Below are 18,397 nucleotides of genomic sequence, written 5' to 3'. Positions count from 1 at the left end.
AATCTCCCGCCGGCGACGTTCATGCGGCGGGAATCGGCAGGACCGGCATCACGTCGATCGTCTCGCCCGGGAAGATCGTGAAATGCGGATGGCTTTCGAACATCCTGGCCGCGTCTTCGTGCGAAGCGGCGCGCACGACCGTAAAGGCCGTCAGCGCGTTGGCCGTATCGGCGATGCCGCGTTCGCCGATCGTCTTGGTCTTGCCGAGCGGCCCGCCGAGCTCGACGATCGACGCCTGGTGCCTTTCGACCCACGCCTTCCAGGCCGCGATGCCTTCCCGCTCCCTGGCATGCCGCTCCTGCTCCGTCATCGCCTGCCACGCCTTCATGCGCGGGCTGTCCTTGCCGGCGAGGAAAACCGCGAGAAACAACTGTTGATCGCTCATGACGCCTCCGTCCGATGAAAGGAGCAACGGGATGCCGCTCCCCGCCCTTGACACAATAGGTTGATATCAACACAATTGCAACATGTCCCGTACAGCCAAGCTCCCCTTCGAAACGACGCTGATGGTGCGCGACTGCTGCCTGTGTCTGCACATGCAGCGGGCGGCGCGAAACCTTGCGCGCATCTTCGACGAGGCGCTGCGCCCGCTCGATCTCACGAACGGGCAGTTTTCGCTGCTGATGTCGCTCAATCGGCCCCATCCACCCGCGATGAAGGACGTGGCGTCGCTGCTGGCGATGGATCGCACGACGCTGACGGCCGCGCTCAAGCCGCTCGAGCGCCGCGACCTCGTCGCCATCGAGCCGGACCCCGACGACAAGCGCAGCCGCCTGCTCAGCCTGACGCCGGCCGGCCATCGCCTGCTGGCCAAGGCGTTCCCCGTGTGGCAACGGACGCACGCCGAAATCGAGCAGCCGTTTTCCCCGGACGAGGTGGATCGGCTGCGCGACCAGTTGCGGGCGCTCTCGTAGCGCGTGCCGCCCAAACGGCGAGATTGCAACCGATGCTACGATCGGGCTTTACGCTGCGGAGTCGCGATGAATGCGCTAGGGATCATTGCCGAATCGGCGAGCCGGACTTCCGATCGCCGGCCACCGTTCATTCCATCGTTCGGTTTCCATGAAATCCACCAGTCGCGACCGATCGCCGCGGACGCGCGCCGCATCATCGACACCGTCACGTCGCTGGACATGCGCACCGACCCGATCGTCGACGCGCTGCTGACCGTGCGCGAATTCCCGTCGACCATCATCGGTGCAATGCGCAACGCATCGGCGCGCCGCGCACGCGCCCGCTTCGGCTTGGACACGTTCACGCCGCTGCAACGCGACGATCGCTCGCTGACGCTCGGCCTCGTCGGGCAATTCTGGCGCCCGGCTCTCGACGTGCGGACCATCGACGGCGCCGACGGCTTCATGCGCCACGCCGACCCGCGCGATGCGAAGCTCGTGCTGCGTTTCGAGGTGATCGAGTGCGCTCACGGCGCATACGCGCTGCGCACCGAAACTTTCGTGCATTGCCCCACGACGCGCACGAGACTGCTGTTCACGCCCTACTGGCTGGCGATCCGGCTGGCGAGCGGCTGGATCCGCCGCCGCATGCTGGCCGCCGTCGAAACGGCGCTCGCCTAGCGAGCGCGGCCGCGCGCGTCAGAACGGCTTGATCACGACCAGCCCGACGACGATTCCCGTCGCGACGACGACGGCTGCGCCGGCCTGCCCGAGCCATTGCGCCGGCGCGACGACGAGATCGTCGCGCTCCATGCGCCGCAGCGTGCCGGCGAGGATGCCGTGCAAGGCCGACAGCGCGGTGACGACGACGAGCTTCGCCGACAGCCACGCATCGCCGAACCAGTGTCCGGAGAGCGCGATCGCGATTCCGGTGATCCACACGATCGCGAGCGCCGGCGCCGTCACCGCGCGATCCCAGCGCCGCACCGCGCGATGTACGGCCAGATTGGCGATACGCACGCCGACGGACAGCGTCAGCAGCCCGCCGACGAACGTGACGACGGCGAGAACGTGAACCGCCTTGAGCAACAGGTAGGTCATTGCGAAGCCCTCCTGCGTGCGATCCATCCGGCGCTCGCCAGCCCCGCGAACGGCACGACGGCCGACAGCACGAGCCGTGCGACCTCGCCTTTGCTCCACAGCCCGCTCGACGCGGTGCCGACGACCGCCCACACGTACATCGCGAACGCGATGCCGTGAATCGGTCCCATGATCGACACCGCGACGGGATAGCCGGCGAGATGCTTGAGCGGCACGGCGATGCAAACCAGCGCAACGAGCGTGGTCGCCTCCAGCAACGACAGGTATTGCAGGTTCCGCAACGCATTGCGGTCGTCTTGTTTCATGAGCAGGGCTCCTTGAGGGTTCGACGCGATTGTCGCGTGTGGAGCGGGCGCGATCCATTGGCTAAAATGACATCTTTCAACGGATTCCGGCCACGGCCTCCCTCACCCCATCGTCATGCACACCGTCGCCGTTCTTGCGCTGCCCGACGTCGTCCCGTTCGATCTGGGCATTGCGTGCGACACGTTCGCACGCGTGCGCTCGCCCAACGTCGAGCAAGCGTACCGCGTGCGCGTCTGCAGCGAGCAGCCGCGCGTCGCCGGCGACCTGTTCGAGCTGCGGCCCGCGTTTCGTCTCGACGCCCTCGCCGATGCCGATACGATCATCGTCCCCGGCACGTCCGTGCCGCTCGCGCCCACCTCGCGCCGCGTGATCGCGGCGTTGCGCGCGGCGGCCGCGCGCGGTTGCCGGATCGCGTCGATCTGCAGCGGCGCGTTCGTGCTGGCGGAAGCGGGGCTGCTCGACGGCCTGCGCGCGACGACGCACTGGCTGGCGGCCGGCGAACTCGCGCGCCGCTATCCGCGCGTGACGGTCGACCCGAACGTGCTGTTCGTCGACAACGGGCAAATTCTGACGTCGGCCGGCGCGGCGGCGGGCCTCGATCTCTGCCTGCACATGATCCAGGCCGACTACGGCGCCGCGGTCGCCGTCGACGCCGCGCGCTACGCGGTGGCGCCGCGTGTCCGGGAAGGCGGACAGGCGCAGTTCATCGCCCCGGAATGGCCGGCCGGCGCCGACGGGCTGCAAAATCTGCTGGACTGGCTGCAGGCGAACCTGCGCAAGCCGCTCACGCTCGATGCGATGGCCCGCAAGGCGTCGATGAGCGTGCGCACGCTGACGCGGCGTTTTCACGAGCAGACGGGCACGTCGCCGCGGCAATGGCTGCAGACCGCGCGCGTCAGGCATGCGCAGCAGTTGCTGGAAGTCACGGAACTGTCGATCGAGCATGTCGCGACGGAGGCCGGGTTCGGTTCGGTCACCGCGTTTCGCGAGCGGTTCGCCCGCATCGTCGGCACGTCGCCGCAGCGGTATCGCCACGCGTTCCGGGCCAGTGCAGACGGCGCAAGCGCGTCATGAAGATCCGGCGGCCGCACGCGCCCGGCAGAATAGACATCCCGCCCGACATCACGCGCGGGCGTTCCAGAATTTCCGGACCCGCCCCATGACCCGCATCCGCAGCCCCCTGAACATCGCGCAGCTCCAGGCCTTCGTCTGCGCCGCGCATCACCGCAGCCTGCGCGCCGCCGCGCGCGAGCTCGGCGTCACGCAGCCCGCGATCACGCACACGATCCGCGAGCTCGAAACGGCGCTCAACGCGGAGCTGCTGGTGCGCACCGTGCGCGGCGTCGAGCTGACCGCGTGCGGCCATGCGCTGCTGCCGCGCGCCGAGCAGCTGCTCGGCGACATGCGCCGCACCGTCGAGGCCGTCGAGCAGGTAAAGGGAGAAATGGCGGGGCGCGTCGCGGTCGGCACGATGCCGTCGATCGCGCTGACCGCGCTGCCGCACGCGGTCACGGCGTTCCGCCGCGCGATGCCGCGCGTGAACCTGCATCTCGAGGAAGTGACGGTGCCGGAAGCGCTCGCGCAACTGCGCAACGGCACGCTCGACATCGCTGCGATGCACCATGTCCCGACGCTGGACCGCGATTTCACGCAATGGCCGCTGTTCTCGACCGAGTTCGTGGTCGCGATGCGCGAAGGCCATCCGCTCGCCGGCGCGCGTCGGCTCGCCGAGCTGGTCGACGCGGAATGGATCGTCACGGTCGGCCCCGACGAGTTCCCGCACAGCGTGATGATCACGATGTTCGGCGCGCACGGCCTGCCGCCGCCGCAGCGCCTGCTGCACTCGCCGATGTCGTTCGCGGTGACGCTCGGGCTCGTCGCGCGCTCGGACGTGATCGGCTGCTTCACGCGCCCGCTCGCGGCGATGGTCGCGCCGCTCGGCATCCGCACGGCCGAGCTCGAGGAACGCCTGCCGCGCTTCGACCTGTCGATCATCGCGCGGCGCGACCTGCTGCCGACGCCGGCCGTCACCCAGTTCGTCACGTGCCTGCAGCGCGCCGTCAACGAAACGCTGGGCTGAATCGTTCCTCTCTCCGACACGGTCGCGCAGGCCGGTCATCAGCGTGAACAGGCGCTAAGGGCATGTACTAAGCGCACCACCGGTATTTTGTCTTGATAATCTGCGCACGTCGTGCGCTCTTATCGGGCGGGCGAAACTGACAGTCCGACGCGAAGCCGCGGCGGGCCGAAGGCTTACGGCGCGGCACAACCGCGCACCCATCGAACAAAACGAGGAGTCACCGAGTGAAAAAAATTCTTGCGGCTGTGACGGTTGCCCTGCTTGCCGTATCGGCCGGCAGCGCATACGCGAAGGAGTGGACCACCGTGCGTTTCGGCGTCGACGCAAGCTACCCGCCTTTCGAATCGAAAGGCCCGGACGGCAAGGTGGTCGGCTTCGACGTGGATCTCGGCAACGAAATCTGCGCGCGCATGAAGGCGAAGTGCGTGTGGATCGAGAATGATTTCGACGGCATGATCCCGGCGCTGAAGGCGCGCAAGTTCGACGGCGTGCTGTCGTCGATGTCGATGACGCCGGCGCGCGAGGAGCAGATCGCGTTCTCGGCGAAGCTGTTCAACACGCCGACGCGCCTCGTCGCGAAGAAGGGCTCCTCGCTGCTGCCCGACGTGAAGTCGGTGAAGGGCCACCGCATCGGCGTCGAGCAGGGCACGATCCAGGAAACGTACGCGAAGACCTACTGGGCGCCGGCCGGCGCGACGGTCGTGCCGTACCAGAACCAGGACCAGGTCTATGCGGACCTGATCGCCGGCCGCCTCGACGGCGCGCTGCAGGACGCGGTGCAGGCCGACATCGGCTTCCTGAAGACCCCGCGCGGCAAGGACTTCCAGTTCGTCGGCACGGATCTCGACGATCCGAAGACGCTCGGCAACGGCGCGGGCATCGGCCTGCGCAAGGAAGACGGCGACCTGAAGGCGAAGATCGACAAGGCGATCGGCGACATGCGCAAGGACGGCACGTACGACAAGATCGCGAAGAAGTACTTCGACTTCGACGTCTACGGCAAGTAACGCAAGCAACCCAAGCCGGCGCGGTTTCGCGCATGCAGACGGGCTCCGCGAGGAGCCCGTTTTTTTATGCGCGCGCGCAACGAACCGCGCGAAACATGCCGCCGCCGGTGGCGGGATATACGTTTTTTTCCGCGTTAAACGGATGATTCACAACGGAAAAACCGGCGCATCGGAAGCGGTTTGATGGGTTCGCGAAAGGCAACGTACAATCGATCTTCCCCGCACACCGGATCATTCGCGGCTGCGCCGCACTCTTCTCATCATGCAAACGCAGACCCATCCGCTGATTTCTCCCGCCGTCGGCACCGAGCGCCACATCACGAGCTTCCACTACGGCCCGCGCGGCGGCACGAAGATCTACATCCAGTCGTCGCTGCACGCCGACGAGCTGCCCGGCATGCTGGTCGCCGCGCTGCTGCGCCGCAAGATCGCCGCGCTCGAGACGGCCGGCAAGCTGCGCGGCGAAATCGTCATCGTGCCGGTGCCGAACCCGATCGGCCTCGCGCAGCATGTGTTCGGCGATCACCTCGGCCGCTTCGAGCTCGGTTCGATGCAGAACTTCAACCGCAATTTCTACGACCTCGCGGCGCTCGTGCTGCCGCGCGTCGAAGCGCGCCTGACGAAGGACGGGGCGCGCAACGTCGCGGCCGTGCGCGCGGCGATGCGCGAGGCGCTCGACGAGCAGGCGCCGCGCACCGAGCTCGAATCGCAGCGCCTCGCGCTGCAGAAGCTGTCGTACGACGCCGACATCGTGCTCGACCTGCATTGCGACAACGACGCGGTGATGCACCTGTATACGAACCCGGACCTGTGGGAAGACGTCGAGCCGCTCGCGCGCTATCTCGACGCGCAGGCGTCGCTGCTCGCGCTGAACTCGGTCGGCAATCCGTTCGACGAGATCCACAGCTTCTGCTGGTCGGACCTGCGCGAGCGCTTCGGCGACCGCTTCCCGATCCCGAACGGCGCGATCTCGGTCACCGTCGAGCTGCGCAGCGAACGCGACGTATCGTATGAATTCGCGGAAAAGGACGCGCAGGCGATCGTCGAATACCTGACCGCGCGCGGCGTGATCGAAGGCACGCCCGCGCCGCTGCCGCCGCTCGCGTATCCGGCGACGCCGCTCGCGGGCACCGATCCGCTCGTCGCGCCGGTGTCGGGCGTGATCGTGTTCCGCACGCCGGTCGGCGCGTGGATCGAGGTGGGGCAGGAAGTGGCCGACATCGTCGATCCGCTGACCGATCGCGTCGTTACGCTCAAGAGCAGCGTGTCGGGCGTGCTGTACGCGCGCCAGGTGGTGCGCTTCGCGACGGCCGGCATGGAAGTCGCCCGCATCGCCGGCGCGACGCCGATCCGCACGGGCTCGCTGCTGTCGGCCTGATCGCCCGGACCGTCTGCTTCAAACGACATCGCCCGCTTGCGCGGGCGATGTCGTTTTCACGGGGCGGCCACGTTGCGTGCGTCGGCCGTTTGCGTCAGAACGCCGGCACGATCGCGCCGCCGAACTTCGTCTCGATGAACTGGCGCACGTCGTTCGACTCGTAGGCGGCGACGAGCTTCTTCACCCACGGCTTGTCCCGGTCCTGCGCGCGCACCGCGATCAGGTTCGCGTACGGGCCTTTCAGGTCCTCGATCGCGATCGCGTCCTTCACCGGCGTGAGCCCGGCCTTCACCGCGTAATCGGTATTGATCGACGCGGCGTCGAGGTCGGGCAGCGCGCGCGGCAGCTGCGCGGCGTCGAGCTCGACGAGCTTGATCTTCTTCGGATTCTCGGCGACGTCGAGCGGCGTCGCGTTCACGCCGTTCGTGCCGGCGCCCGGCTTCAGCTTGATCACGCCGTACTTCTGCAGCAGCAGCAGCGCGCGGTTGCCGTTCGACGGGTCGTTCTGGATGCCGACCTTCGCACCCACCGGCAAATCCTTGATCGACTTGATCTTTTTCGAATAGAAGGCCATCGGCATCGTATAGGTCAGGCCGACGCTGACGATCTTGTAGCCGCGCTGCTTGATCTGGCTGTCGAGGAACGGCTGGTGCTGGAAGCCGTTCGCTTCGAGATCGCCGGCGTCGAGCGCGGCGTTCGGCTGCACGTAGTCGTTGAATTCAATGACCTTGATCGCGAGGCCGTCGCGCGCGGCCACTTTCGTCACCACGGCCCAGATGTCCGCGTCGGGACCGCTCATCGTGCCGATCTTCAGCGCCTGCGAATCGGCATGCGCGCCGGGCGCCGCGAACATCAGGGCCGCGCCGAGCGCGGCAAGGCCGGTCAACCAGTTCGAGCGTCGCATGTTGGTGTCCTCTGTCGCGTGTCGTTGTAAGAGCGCGCATCGTCGCACGGGGCCAGACCGGCACCAACCAAGCTTATTTCATGTGCATATTCCCGATCCGGGTGGAACGTCAGCCGAAATCGGCATAACCGCTGCGATCGCAACCGGGCATGATTTTGGTGTCGCATCGGCACCACACATTCTTCATATGACAGAAACTGTCACATTCATTACGCCGCCCGCCGTTAAAGTTGCCGCCGGTCCGCAAACGCGCCTGTAGAGCGCCGGAACCGCAACTGGACACGCAAATTACTCGCCTTACTCGCTCGGAGATTCCTTTGAACAAGAAACTGTTGACCGCTGCCGTCCTGGCAGCCACGGCCAGCGCGGCCCACGCACAAAGCAGCGTCACGCTGTACGGCTTGATCGACGCTGGTATCAGCTTCGCAAACCATTCGAAGACGGCAACCGGCAATGACCGCCTGTTCAAGTACGACGACGGCGTTGCCCAGGGCAGCCGTTGGGGCCTGCGCGGCACCGAAGACCTCGGTGGCGGCCTGAAGGCGATCTTCGTGCTCGAAAACGGGTTCAACAGCGGCACCGGCGCGCTCGGCCAGGGCGGCGCGATCTTCGGCCGTCAGGCGTATGTCGGCCTGAGCACGGCCCAGTACGGCACGGTGACGTTCGGCCGTCAGTACTCGTTCTCGACCGACATCCTCGGCGCGAATTACTCGACGGGCGGCAACACGGTCGCGGGCAACTATGCGTACCACGTGAACGACGTTGACCAGCTCACGTCGAGCCGCATCAACAACGCGGTGAAGTTCCAGAGCGCGAACTACGCCGGCTTCACGTTCGGCGCGTTGTACGGCTTCTCGAATTCGACGGACTTCGCCGGCTCGGCGGGCACGGGCACCCCGGCCACGGGCGGCTCGTCGCGTGCGTACAGCTTCGGCCTGAACTACGCTAACGGCCCGTTCTCGCTCGGCGCCGCGTACACGGACATCCGCTTCCCGGGCCAGTCGCTGACGCCGGCGGGGACGTCGAACTACTCGACGACGATCGCGGGCATCTCCACGGGCACCATCCGCGACCTGCGCTCGTATGGCGTCGGCGGCCGCTACATCTGGGGCCCGGCGACCGCATGGCTGCTCTGGACGCGCACGCAGTTCACGCCGGTCTCCGGCTCGGGCAGCTTCTACAACGCGTATGAAGCCGGCGTGAAGTACGCAATCACGCCGGCCCTGTCGGCAGCGGCGGGCTACACGTACACCAATGCGACGCTGCCGGGCCAGTCGGCTCACTGGAACCAGGGCGACCTCGCGCTCGACTACGCGCTCAGCAAGCGTACGGACGTGTACGGCCTCGTCGTGTACCAGCAAGCATCGGGCAACAACGTCCCGGCGCAGATCGGTTCGAGCACGAGCTACTTCAACACGTCGGGCAACGCGCAGAACCAACTCGCCGTTCGCCTCGGCATCCGTCACAAGTTCTAAAGCGTTCGCTTAACACGCGGATCACGACGGCAAAAGCGCCCCGCCTCCCAGGCGGGGCGCTTTTTTATGGGCTTTTAAGTTTCGCTTAATTCTGGGCTGAGACGATGCAGTCACCCCCCCTGTTGGCCGCCTGAGCATCGGCGGCTTTTTTTTTGATTCCGGCGGCGCGGCTGTCGGCCACTACGAGACAGGATCGGAGGCCACGATGATCGAAGATACCGTTTTCAGCCATCTGCATGCGATTCTGACGCGCGAGCACTCGCTGCCCGTCCAGAGTTGCCGCGTGTCGGTCGAGATGCAGCGCCCGTGGGGGCGCCCGTACCGGCTCGTCGAATGGACGATGCATCTCGACGCGCCTGCGCGGCGCCAGGTCGTGCCGGCCGAATCGACCGACGCGGAGATCGCCGAAGTGGTCGCGTCGCACGTGCCGGGACGGCTCTACGGCGACGGCCGGCTGCAGTTCTGACGCGCTGCCGCCTCGTGTGCGGCACTCGGCCCCGTTTGACGCGGCATTGAAGTCTGCTACGCTGCGCGTTTTCGTCCACGCCACACATGATGGAAAACGCTTTCAACGAACGGGGCGTGACGGTCACGCGCAACGGCCTGTCGGCCGCCGGGCAGGTCTTTCCCTTGCGTGACATTCGTCGCGTCGATGTCGTCAAGATCCCGAAAAACAAACTCGTGCCGTCGCTGATCTCGCTGATCGGCGCGGTGTCGGCTGTCGCGGGCGGCCTTTACGGATCGAACGCCGCGCTCGTCGTCGGCGTGATGCTGGTGGTCGTCGGCTATCTGGCGTGGACGACGCAGGACGTCACGTACCGCCTCATCGTCGAGATGCCCGACGGCAAGCGTGAAGCGCTGTCGAGCATCGACGCCGGGTTCGTCGAGCAGGTCGCGCAGGTCGTGCGCGACGCGCAGGCGGGGGCCGCCACCGCCGGCTGAGTGCTTCCGGCCGCTTTCCCCTTCCTCTCCGCCGCCATATGGCACAAAACCCCGTAAATCATTGATTTAACGGGGTTTCTTCTTTATGGCACCCGAATCGATTATCAAACGCTCACGCCGCCATCGCGAGCGGACCAATCGACGGCTTCTCGCCAATATTTCCAAGCATTGTTGCGCATTCGTTCCGTTCAGTCACGGAAGCATAGAGCCATGTCATGCGCATGGATCCATTACACTTCCCACCGACCAGTTTTAATTGCAACTTCCATCATCCCAACTGTGAGAGGGCGTTCCAGCACTTTATTTCCGGCACTGGCACTGAATGGCGACTTCAATGCTTCCAAAACAAATCTACCAAATTTTAAATTTCTTGACGGGTAATAATAATTTATATCGAAATCACTAATATCAACATCAAAAAATTCCGAGAACTTCTTCATCAGCCTCAACATGGCTCTATCAGAAATTTCCAGATCGATGCAGAGATCCGTCTCCGGGGTGATTTCAAGCTCTCCCCACAACGGTGAGTCCGCCTCATCCCTCACCATTTCTATTAGACGAGCATCCATTAAAGGCGATCCTCCGGTTTAACCTGGCCATTGTAATTGACTCCAGACCGATGCATTACGTGATAGATGCAGCGTCAATAACAATAAAACCAAAAAGCCCTGACAACGCAAGATCGATGTGAATTCCACAATTATATGCATTGTTAACGAATGTGAAATCCCGTCTGAAACACACTCAACAACTCTATTGAACCCCTGATTTTTACAGGAAAGCTGGTCACATCAATTCTGTCGCCGCACCGCCACGCTCGCGCGCCGACCGCCTAGTATGGAAAGACCGGCGCCCGGCGCCGCATCGACCAAGGGAGTCCGCATGAACGCTCAATCGCTGTCCGGCATGCTCCGCGCGCAGGAATTGCTGCTCGTCTCGATGATCCGTGCGCTTCCCCCCGATGCCCGCCGCGCGCTCGGCGAGATCTTCGCCGAGCAGATCGCGTTCGCGGAAGAGCACCACCTCGAAGGCCGCAGCGAGCGCGACACGCACGACGCGTTCATCGCCCATGCGCGCAATCTGCTGATCCGCCTCGAATCGCTGTCGTAACGCGGCGTCCGCGCGTGCGGGCGGCGTCCGCGCTGGCGGCATCCGCGCGTCCTTGCCGCCTCACGGCACCCGGCGCGCTCCTTCACCTTGAATTGATAATAATTCTCATTTACAATTCGGCACGTTTTACCCTTTTCCTTTCATCCAGCCGTTCGGCGCCTCGCGTGCGCGAACGGGCCAGCCAGGTGAACGCGTCACCCAGCCAGCCTTCGGGCTTGTTTCATCACTGGGAGACCACCTGTGCATTGCTACACGCTGGCGCGGCGGCCGATTTGCGCTGCGCTGTTCGGCGCGTTCGGCCTGTCCGTCGCTCCGGCTTTCGCCGATTCGTTGCCGCAAGGCGCCACCCCGCCGACCACCACCCGGCTCGCCGCGTCCACGCGCGGCGATGCCGCGCTGCTCGACCCCGTCACCGTCACGGCCACCCGCACCGCGACGGCCGCGAGCCGCACGGCCGCGTCCGTGTCGGTGATCACCGACGAGGATCTCGAGGAACAGCAGGCGGCGAACATCAAGGACGCACTGCGCTACGAGCCGGGCGTCACGGTGCGCCGCACCGCGTACCGGCCCGGCAGCGCCGCGCTGGGCGGCGGCCGCGACGGCGACTCGAGCATCAACATCCGCGGCCTCGAAGGCAATCGCGTGCTGCTGATGGAAGACGGCATCCGCCTGCCGAGCGCGTTCTCGTTCGGCCCGCTCGAAGCGGGCCGCGGCGACTATGCGGACCTCGACACGCTGAAGCGCATCGAGATCCTGCGCGGGCCGGCGTCGGCGCTGTACGGCAGCGACGGCCTCACCGGCGCGGTGAACTTCATCACGAAAGACCCGCAGGACCTGCTGTCGATCTATCGCAAGCCTTACTATTTCTCGTTCCGGCCGAGCTACGACTCGACCGACCGCAGCATCGGCGCGACGGTGTCGGCCGCGGCCGGCAATGATCGCGTGCAAGGGATGATCGTCGCCGACGGTCGGCGCGGCCACGAGATCGATACGCGCGGCAGCAACAACACTGCGAGCACGCTGCGCACCACGTCGAATCCCCAGGATGTCTACTCGGAATCGCTGCTCGGCAAGCTGGTGCTGAAGCCGACCTCGCGCGACACGATCAAGCTCACCGCGGAAACCGTGCAGCGGCGCATCAGCACGAACGTGCTGTCGGCGATCAATCCGCCGACGACGCTCGGCCTCACGACGAGCGACCGCCTCGAGCGCAACCGCTTCAGCATCGACTACGACTTCCACGACGATGTCTTCCGCTGGTTTCAGAACGCGCACGCGCAGTTCTACTACCAGGAGGCGACGCAGGACCAGTTCGCGTTCGAGACGCGCGGCGGCTCGCTGCGCTCCCGCTCGCGCGACAACCATTACGAGGAACGCACGTTCGGCGGCTCGGCGTTCGCGGAAAGCGGCTTCTCGACCGGCCCGTTCGCGCACAAGCTGCTTTACGGCGTCGACGGCAGCCTGTCGCGCGTGAAGAACTATCGCGACGGCACGGTGCCGGGCGTCGGCGAGGCATTCCCGAACAAGGCGTTCCCGGACACCGACTACACGCTGCTCGGCGCGTTCGTGCAGGACCAGATCGGCTACGGGCGGCTGCTCGTCACGCCGGGGCTGCGCTTCGACGCGTACCGGCTGAGCCCGAGCGCGAACGACCCGCTGTTCACCGGCAAGGCCGTGTCGACGAGCGCGCGCGAACTGTCGCCGCGCGTCGCAGTGCTGTACGAGATCACGCCCGCGCTGATTCCGTACGCGCAGTATGCGCACGGGTTCCGCACGCCGACGCCGGACCAGGTCAACAGCAGCTTCTCGAACCCCGTGTTCGGCTATACGTCGATCGGCAATCCGAACCTGAAGCCCGAGACGAGCGACACGTTCGAGGCAGGCCTGCGCGGCAAGGCGGGCACCGGCTACGGCGTCGTGCGCTACAGCGCCGCCGCGTTCACGGGCCGCTATCGCAACTTCATCTCGCGCACGACGATCGCCGGCAGCGGCCGGCCGAACGATCCGTTCGTGTTCCAGTACGTGAACTTCGCCGACGCCCGCATCCACGGCCTCGAAGGCCGCGCGGAATGGATCATGCCGAACGGCATCACGCTGAAGACCGCGCTGGCCTTCACGAAGGGCTCGACGCAGAACAACGGCGCGGCCAGCCAGCCGCTCGATTCGATCAACCCTTTCTCCGCGGTGTTCGGCGTGCGCTACGAGCCCGGCGAGCGCTGGTTCGTGCAGACCGACCTGCTGTTCCAGGCCGCGAAGCGCGACAAGGACATCCCGGCCGGCACGTGCTCGCAGTCCAACAAGCCGTGCTTCGCGCCGCCGTCGTCGTTCGTCGTCGACGTGCGCGGCGGCTACCGCTTCAACAAGCACGTGAGCGCGACGATCGGCATCCGCAATCTGTTCGATCGCAAGTACTGGAACTGGTCGGACGTGCGCGGCATCGCGGCCGATTCGCAGGTGCTCGACGCGTATTCCGCGCCCGGGCGCACCGTCGCCGTCAGCATGAAGGTCGATTTCTGATGCGTGCCGCCGGCGTTCCCTACCCATCCGTCACACGAAGGAGTCCGACATGATGCAATCCGCCGTTCCCGGTCAACCCGCCAGCCAGGCGCGCACGGCCGCCGCGCTGCGCGACGCGTTCGTCAAGCTCAAGGCCGAGCGCCAGCTGCGCAACCGCGACGCCGCGCAGGCGCTCGGCGTCAGCGAAGGCCAGGCGCTCGCCGCGTTCGTCGGCGAGCACGTCGTGCGGCTCGACGCGCGCTTCCCGGCGATGTTCGAGGAAATGCCGCGGCTCGGCCGCGTGATGGCGCTCACGCGCAACGAGACCGCCGTCCACGAGAAGGACGGCGAATATGCGCAGATGAGCCACGACGGCCCGGTCGGCCTCGCGCTCGGCGACATCGACCTGCGCATCTTCTACCGTCACTGGGCATTCGCGTTTGCGGTCAGCGACGCGACCGCGCACGGCACGCTGAAGAGCCTGCAGTTCTTCGATGCGCACGGCGATGCGATCCACAAGGTCTATCTGCGCGCGCACAGCGATCATGCCGCGTACGACGCATTCGTCGAGCGCTGGCGCGCGCCGTCGCAGGAACCGGGGCTCACGGTCACGCCGGCCGCGCCGAAGGCGCCCGAGCGCGCGGACAGCGAGATCGACGTCGAGGGCTTTCGCGCGGCGTGGGACGCGATGACCGACACGCACCAGTTCTTCGGCATCACGCAGCGCTTCGGCGTGAGCCGCTTGCAGGCGCTGCGGCTCGCCGATCCGCGATTCGCGTACCCGGTCGACACGCGTGCGCTGCGTCACGCGCTCGAACGCGCGGCCGGCAGCGGGCAGCCGATCATGGTGTTCGTCGGCAACGCGGGGATGATCCAGATCCATACCGGGCCGGTCGCGAACGTGCGCGAGATGGGCGCGTGGCTCAACGTGCTCGATCCCGGCTTCAACCTGCACGTGCGCGAGGACATGATCGCCGCCGCGTGGGTCGTGAAAAAGCCGACGAGCGACGGCATCGTCACGTCGCTCGAGCTGTTCGACCGCCAGGGCGAGCACGTCGCGCTGCTGTTCGGCGAACGCAAGCCGGGCCGGCCGGAACGCGACGACTGGCGGACGCTGGTCGCGGGCCTGCCGCCGGTGGAGCACGGAGACGCACGGTGAGCGGCGGGCCGCTCAACCGGCAGCGCCGCATCCTGCTCGCGAGCGCGGCAGTCGGAGCGCTCGCTAGCGCGCTGCCGGGCCGGGGGCACGCGCAGACGCCGGCGAAGCGCGTCGTCGTGATCGGCGGCGCGCTCGCGGAAACGGCGTTCGCGCTCGGCGCCGCCGACGCGCGCGGCTATACGCTCGTCGGCACCGACACGACCTGCACGTATCCCGACGCCGCGCGCCGCCTGCCGAAGGTCGGCTACCAGCGCGCGCTGTCGGCCGAGGGCTTGCTGTCGCTGCGGCCGGACCTCGTGCTCGCGTCGGCCGAAGCCGGGCCGCCGGCCGCGCTCGCGCAGGTGAAGGGCGCCGGCGTCGCGGTGTCGACGTTCCGTGAAGGCCACGACGTCGATTCCGCCCGCGCGAAGATCACGGGCGTCGCGCAGGCGCTCGACGTGCGCGACGCGGGCGCAGCGCTGCTGCAGCGCTTCGACCGCGACTGGCAGGTCGCACGCGCGACGGTCGCCGCGCAGCCGCCCGGCGGCGCGCAGGCGCCGCGCGTGCTGTTCGTGCTCAACCACACCGGCAACCAGGCGCTCGCCGCGGGCCAGCGCACCGCCGCCGACGCGATGATCCGCTACGCAGGCGCGCGCAACGCGATGCAGGGCTTCGATCACTACAAGCCGCTGACGACCGAGGCACTCGCCGCGGCCGCGCCCGACATCGTGCTGATCTCCGACGAAGGGCTCGCGGCGGTCGGCGGCCGGGCGGCGCTGCTGGCCGCGCCGGGCTTCGCCGCGACGCCGGCCGGCCGCGCGCGGCGCGTCGTGTCGCTCGACGCGCTGCTGCTGCTCGGCTTCGGCCCGCGCCTGCCGCTCGCCCTCACCACGCTGCACCGGCAATTGTCGGATGCGCTCGCCTGATTCCGGATCGTCACGATGCCCGCTCATGCTTCGCCCTTCGCCGCCCCGCCGCACGCGGCCTCGCCCGGCGCCGCACGCATCGGCGCGTCGCGCCGGCTCGCGCCGTTCGCGCTGGCGGCCCTTGTGGTCCTGGTCGCCGCTGCCGCCGTCGCCGCGCTGTGCATCGGCGCGTATCGCATCCCGCCTGCCGAGCTCTGGGCCGCGCTGACCGGCGACGCCGCCGCGCGGCAGGCGCGCGCGGTCCTGCTCGACATCCGCGCGCCGCGTGTCGCGCTCGCGCTGCTGGTCGGCGGCGGGTTCGGCGCGGCGGGCGCCGCGATGCAGGCGCTGTTCCGCAATCCGCTCGCGGACCCGGGGCTCGTCGGCGTGTCGAGCGGCGCGGCGCTCGGCGCGACGACGACGATCGTGCTCGGTCCCGCGCTGTTCGCCGCATTGGCCGGCACGGCCGTGCTGCCCGCCGTGCTCCCTGTTGCCGCGTTCGCGGGCGCGCTCGCGGTCGCGGCGCTCGTCTACCGGCTCGCCGCGTCGCGCGGCCGGCTCGCGCTGCCGCTGCTGCTGCTCGCCGGCATCGCGATCAACGCGCTCGCCGGCGCGGCGATCGGGCTGCTCACGTTCGCCGCGAACGATGCGCAGCTGCGCACGCTGACGTTCTGGAGCCTCGGCAGCCTCGGCGGCGCGCAATGGCCCGCGCTCGCGGCGGTCACGCCGTGCGTCGCGATCGGCTGCGCGCTGCTCGCGCGCGAGCGCGATGCGCTGAACGCGCTGCAGCTCGGCGAAACCGAGGCGCTGCATCTCGGCGTGCCGGTGCAGCGGCTCAAGCGGCGCGTGCTCGTCGCGGTCGCGCTCGCCGTCGGCGCGCTCGTATCGTGTGCGGGGATCATCGGCTTCATCGGGCTCCTCGCGCCGCATTGCATCCGCCTCGCGTGCGGCCCCGACCAGCGGATCGTGATGCCCGGCGCCGCGCTGCTCGGCGCGGCGCTGACGCTCGCCGCCGATCTCGCGGCGCGCACCGTCGCCGCGCCGGCGGAAATTCCGCTCGGCGTGCTGACTGCGCTGCTCGGCGCGCCGTTCTTTCTCGCGCTGCTGTGGAAAAACCGCGGCGCGCTCGGCGGATGAGCGCGCCGATTTCCACGCCAGCGAGCCCTTCCTTCACGACCATGCTGATCGCCCACCAACTCGAAGTCGCACGCCGCCGCGCCGTCATCCTTCGCGACTTGTCGCTGTCGATCGAGCCAGGCCATGTCACCGCACTGCTCGGCCGCAACGGCGCCGGCAAGAGCACGCTGCTGAAGACCTTCGCCGGCGAGCTGAGCGGGCGCGGCGCGCCGGCCGGCGCACGCGTGTCCGGCGCCGTCACGCTGAACGGCGAAGCGCTCGCGCACATCGACGCGACCCGGCTCGCGCGCCTGCGCGCCGTGCTGCCGCAGGCGGCGCAACCGGCGTTTCCGTTCAGCGTCGACGAGATCGTGCTGCTCGGCCGCTATCCGCACGCACGCCGCGGCGGCGCGGCGTCGCGCCGCGATCGCGACATCGCGTGGTGCGCGCTCGAACGCGCGGGGGCCGACATGCTGGTCGGCCGCGACGTCACGACGCTGTCGGGCGGCGAACTCGCGCGCGTGCAGTTCGCGCGCGTGCTGGCGCAATTGTGGCCCGACGACGACGGCGAAGATGCCGCGCAGCCCCGCTATCTGCTGCTCGACGAACCGACCGCCGCGCTCGATCTCGCGCACCAGCATCGGCTGCTCGAGACCGTGCGCGCGGTCGCGCGCGAATGGCGGCTCGGCGTGCTCGCGATCGTCCACGACCCGAACCTCGCCGCGCGCCACGCGGACCGCATCGCAATGCTGGCCGACGGCAAGATCGTCGCGCACGGCGCGCCGCGCGACGTGATGACGCCCGCGCATATCGCGCGCTGCTACGGGTTTGCGGTGAGGATGGTCGAGACCGGCGACGGCGCGCCGCCGGTGATGGTGCCGGCGTAGCGCACGCTTGCGTCGACGTCCGGCATGCGCCGCCTGTCAACGCTCGACGTCGGCCACGCCGAACGTCCGCATCTTCCAGCCCAGCCGCACCGCGAGCATCCGCATCGCGAAACCGGCCGCGAGCGCGACCACGGTCGCCACGTCGGCGTCGATGCCCAGGTACTGCATCCCGACATAGAGCGCGCCCGTGCAGAACGCGACGCTCGCATACAGCTCCTCGCGCAGGATCAGCGGCATTTCGTTGCACAGCAGGTCGCGCAGCATCCCGCCGCACACGCCGGTAATCGCGCCGGCCAGCACGACGATGATCGGCGCGCTGCCGGTCTTCGCGCCGACGTCGCAGCCGATGATCGTGAACGCCGCGAGGCCGACCGCGTCGACCGTGACGAACAGCGTCCTCATCCGCGCGAGACGGCGCGCCGCCCACGACGCGAAAGTCGCCGCGGCCAGCGTGATGACGAGATACTCGGGATGCGCGATCCAGCCGAGCGGATAGTGGCCGAGCAGCACGTCGCGCACCGTGCCGCCGCCGAGCGCCGTCACCGCGCCGACGAGCGCGAGGCCGAAACGGTCCATCCCGCGCCGCATGCCCATCAGCGCCCCCGACATTGCTTCCGCGACGATCGCGATCAGGTACAGCGTATGCATGTCGCGTCGCC

General features: G+C 67.7%; 21 protein-coding genes. 15 read left to right on the top strand and 6 right to left on the bottom strand.

Annotation, left to right across the window (positions count from 1 at the left end; genetic code table 11):
- Positions 1 to 19: 19 nt before the first annotated feature.
- A complete protein-coding gene (locus tag HWX31_RS25795) occupies positions 20 to 385 on the bottom strand; it encodes a hypothetical protein (protein WP_059930717.1) in 366 nt (121 codons plus the stop codon).
- Between the two features lie 82 nt (positions 386 to 467).
- Here HWX31_RS25795 and HWX31_RS25790 point away from each other — a divergent pair, with 82 nt between their 5' ends.
- Entirely contained in the window at positions 468 to 914 is a 447-nt protein-coding gene (locus HWX31_RS25790) for a MarR family winged helix-turn-helix transcriptional regulator (protein ID WP_174965751.1), read from the top strand.
- Between the two features lie 66 nt (positions 915 to 980).
- Positions 981 to 1,574: a hypothetical protein gene (locus HWX31_RS25785; protein ID WP_174965750.1), complete on the top strand. Its 594-nt coding sequence runs from the start codon at positions 981 to 983 to the stop codon at positions 1,572 to 1,574.
- 18 nt (positions 1,575 to 1,592) lie between these two features.
- Here the strand turns inward: HWX31_RS25785 and HWX31_RS25780 are convergent, their stop codons facing one another.
- Together HWX31_RS25780 and HWX31_RS25775 are read right to left on the bottom strand one after the other, a co-directional pair.
- The gene (locus tag HWX31_RS25780; protein WP_059756053.1) at positions 1,593 to 1,994 is read right to left on the bottom strand and encodes a CopD family protein; all 402 of its coding nucleotides are present in this window, start codon (positions 1,992 to 1,994) and stop codon (positions 1,593 to 1,595) included.
- On the bottom strand, positions 1,991 to 2,299 hold the full coding sequence (locus HWX31_RS25775) for a DUF3817 domain-containing protein (RefSeq protein ID WP_059618764.1): 309 nt from the start codon (positions 2,297 to 2,299) through the stop codon (positions 1,991 to 1,993). The genes HWX31_RS25780 and HWX31_RS25775 overlap by 4 nt, the downstream gene beginning before the upstream one ends.
- 115 nt (positions 2,300 to 2,414) lie before the next feature.
- Between HWX31_RS25775 and HWX31_RS25770 the strand changes: the two genes are divergently transcribed.
- The 4 genes from HWX31_RS25770 to HWX31_RS25755 all read left to right on the top strand — a co-directional run bounded on the left by HWX31_RS25770 (position 2,415) and on the right by HWX31_RS25755 (position 6,765).
- Complete coding sequence (locus tag HWX31_RS25770) at positions 2,415 to 3,374, top strand: GlxA family transcriptional regulator (RefSeq protein ID WP_059711340.1); 960 nt, start codon at positions 2,415 to 2,417, stop codon at positions 3,372 to 3,374.
- Between the two features lie 85 nt (positions 3,375 to 3,459).
- On the top strand, positions 3,460 to 4,380 hold the full coding sequence (locus HWX31_RS25765) for a LysR family transcriptional regulator (protein WP_174965749.1): 921 nt from the start codon (positions 3,460 to 3,462) through the stop codon (positions 4,378 to 4,380).
- 224 nt (positions 4,381 to 4,604) lie between these two features.
- A complete protein-coding gene (locus HWX31_RS25760; protein ID WP_174965748.1) occupies positions 4,605 to 5,387 on the top strand; it encodes an ABC transporter substrate-binding protein in 783 nt (260 codons plus the stop codon).
- A 262-nt stretch (positions 5,388 to 5,649) separates the two neighbouring features.
- Complete coding sequence (locus HWX31_RS25755; RefSeq protein ID WP_042584887.1) at positions 5,650 to 6,765, top strand: succinylglutamate desuccinylase/aspartoacylase family protein; 1,116 nt, start codon at positions 5,650 to 5,652, stop codon at positions 6,763 to 6,765.
- A gap of 94 nt (positions 6,766 to 6,859) precedes the next feature.
- Here HWX31_RS25755 and HWX31_RS25750 read toward each other — a convergent pair whose 3' ends face one another.
- Positions 6,860 to 7,669, bottom strand: a complete 810-nt coding sequence (locus tag HWX31_RS25750; RefSeq protein ID WP_174965747.1) for a MetQ/NlpA family ABC transporter substrate-binding protein — start codon at positions 7,667 to 7,669, stop codon at positions 6,860 to 6,862.
- Between the two features lie 317 nt (positions 7,670 to 7,986).
- Here HWX31_RS25750 and HWX31_RS25745 point away from each other — a divergent pair, with 317 nt between their 5' ends.
- From HWX31_RS25745 to HWX31_RS25735, 3 genes are all read left to right on the top strand, one after another.
- Entirely contained in the window at positions 7,987 to 9,144 is a 1,158-nt protein-coding gene (locus HWX31_RS25745; protein ID WP_174965746.1) for a porin, read from the top strand.
- Between the two features lie 205 nt (positions 9,145 to 9,349).
- A complete protein-coding gene (locus tag HWX31_RS25740) occupies positions 9,350 to 9,610 on the top strand; it encodes a DUF2866 domain-containing protein (RefSeq protein WP_010090100.1) in 261 nt (86 codons plus the stop codon).
- An 89-nt stretch (positions 9,611 to 9,699) separates the two neighbouring features.
- Entirely contained in the window at positions 9,700 to 10,086 is a 387-nt protein-coding gene (locus HWX31_RS25735; protein WP_059998720.1) for a DUF6232 family protein, read from the top strand.
- A gap of 230 nt (positions 10,087 to 10,316) precedes the next feature.
- Here HWX31_RS25735 and HWX31_RS25730 read toward each other — a convergent pair whose 3' ends face one another.
- Positions 10,317 to 10,655, bottom strand: coding sequence for a DUF1493 family protein (locus tag HWX31_RS25730; protein ID WP_174965745.1), 339 nt, complete (start codon positions 10,653 to 10,655; stop codon positions 10,317 to 10,319).
- Between the two features lie 313 nt (positions 10,656 to 10,968).
- Here HWX31_RS25730 and HWX31_RS25725 point away from each other — a divergent pair, with 313 nt between their 5' ends.
- From HWX31_RS25725 to HWX31_RS25700, 6 genes are all read left to right on the top strand, one after another.
- Entirely contained in the window at positions 10,969 to 11,196 is a 228-nt protein-coding gene (locus HWX31_RS25725) for a hypothetical protein (protein ID WP_059610501.1), read from the top strand.
- A gap of 240 nt (positions 11,197 to 11,436) precedes the next feature.
- The gene (locus HWX31_RS25720) at positions 11,437 to 13,713 is read left to right on the top strand and encodes a TonB-dependent hemoglobin/transferrin/lactoferrin family receptor (protein ID WP_174965744.1); all 2,277 of its coding nucleotides are present in this window, start codon (positions 11,437 to 11,439) and stop codon (positions 13,711 to 13,713) included.
- Between the two features lie 49 nt (positions 13,714 to 13,762).
- A complete protein-coding gene (locus tag HWX31_RS25715) occupies positions 13,763 to 14,851 on the top strand; it encodes a hemin-degrading factor (protein ID WP_174965743.1) in 1,089 nt (362 codons plus the stop codon).
- Positions 14,848 to 15,756 (top strand): heme/hemin ABC transporter substrate-binding protein, encoded by a 909-nt coding sequence (locus HWX31_RS25710; RefSeq protein WP_175933980.1) that lies wholly within the window; start codon positions 14,848 to 14,850, stop codon positions 15,754 to 15,756. The genes HWX31_RS25715 and HWX31_RS25710 overlap by 4 nt, the downstream gene beginning before the upstream one ends.
- Before the next feature lie 15 nt (positions 15,757 to 15,771).
- The gene (locus HWX31_RS25705; protein ID WP_175933979.1) at positions 15,772 to 16,872 is read left to right on the top strand and encodes a FecCD family ABC transporter permease; all 1,101 of its coding nucleotides are present in this window, start codon (positions 15,772 to 15,774) and stop codon (positions 16,870 to 16,872) included.
- A gap of 41 nt (positions 16,873 to 16,913) precedes the next feature.
- Positions 16,914 to 17,738, top strand: coding sequence for a heme ABC transporter ATP-binding protein (locus HWX31_RS25700; protein ID WP_174965374.1), 825 nt, complete (start codon positions 16,914 to 16,916; stop codon positions 17,736 to 17,738).
- 36 nt (positions 17,739 to 17,774) lie between these two features.
- Here HWX31_RS25700 and HWX31_RS25695 read toward each other — a convergent pair whose 3' ends face one another.
- Positions 17,775 to 18,386, bottom strand: coding sequence for a trimeric intracellular cation channel family protein (locus HWX31_RS25695; RefSeq protein WP_174965375.1), 612 nt, complete (start codon positions 18,384 to 18,386; stop codon positions 17,775 to 17,777).
- Between the last annotated feature and the right edge of the window lie 11 nt (positions 18,387 to 18,397).

Origin of the sequence: Burkholderia ubonensis, assembly GCF_902833085.1 — a bacterium.
Classification (GTDB): domain Bacteria; phylum Pseudomonadota; class Gammaproteobacteria; order Burkholderiales; family Burkholderiaceae; genus Burkholderia; species Burkholderia ubonensis.
The sequence above is the reverse complement of the archived record's forward strand: the minus strand, read 5'-3'. Positions and strand labels throughout refer to the sequence as shown.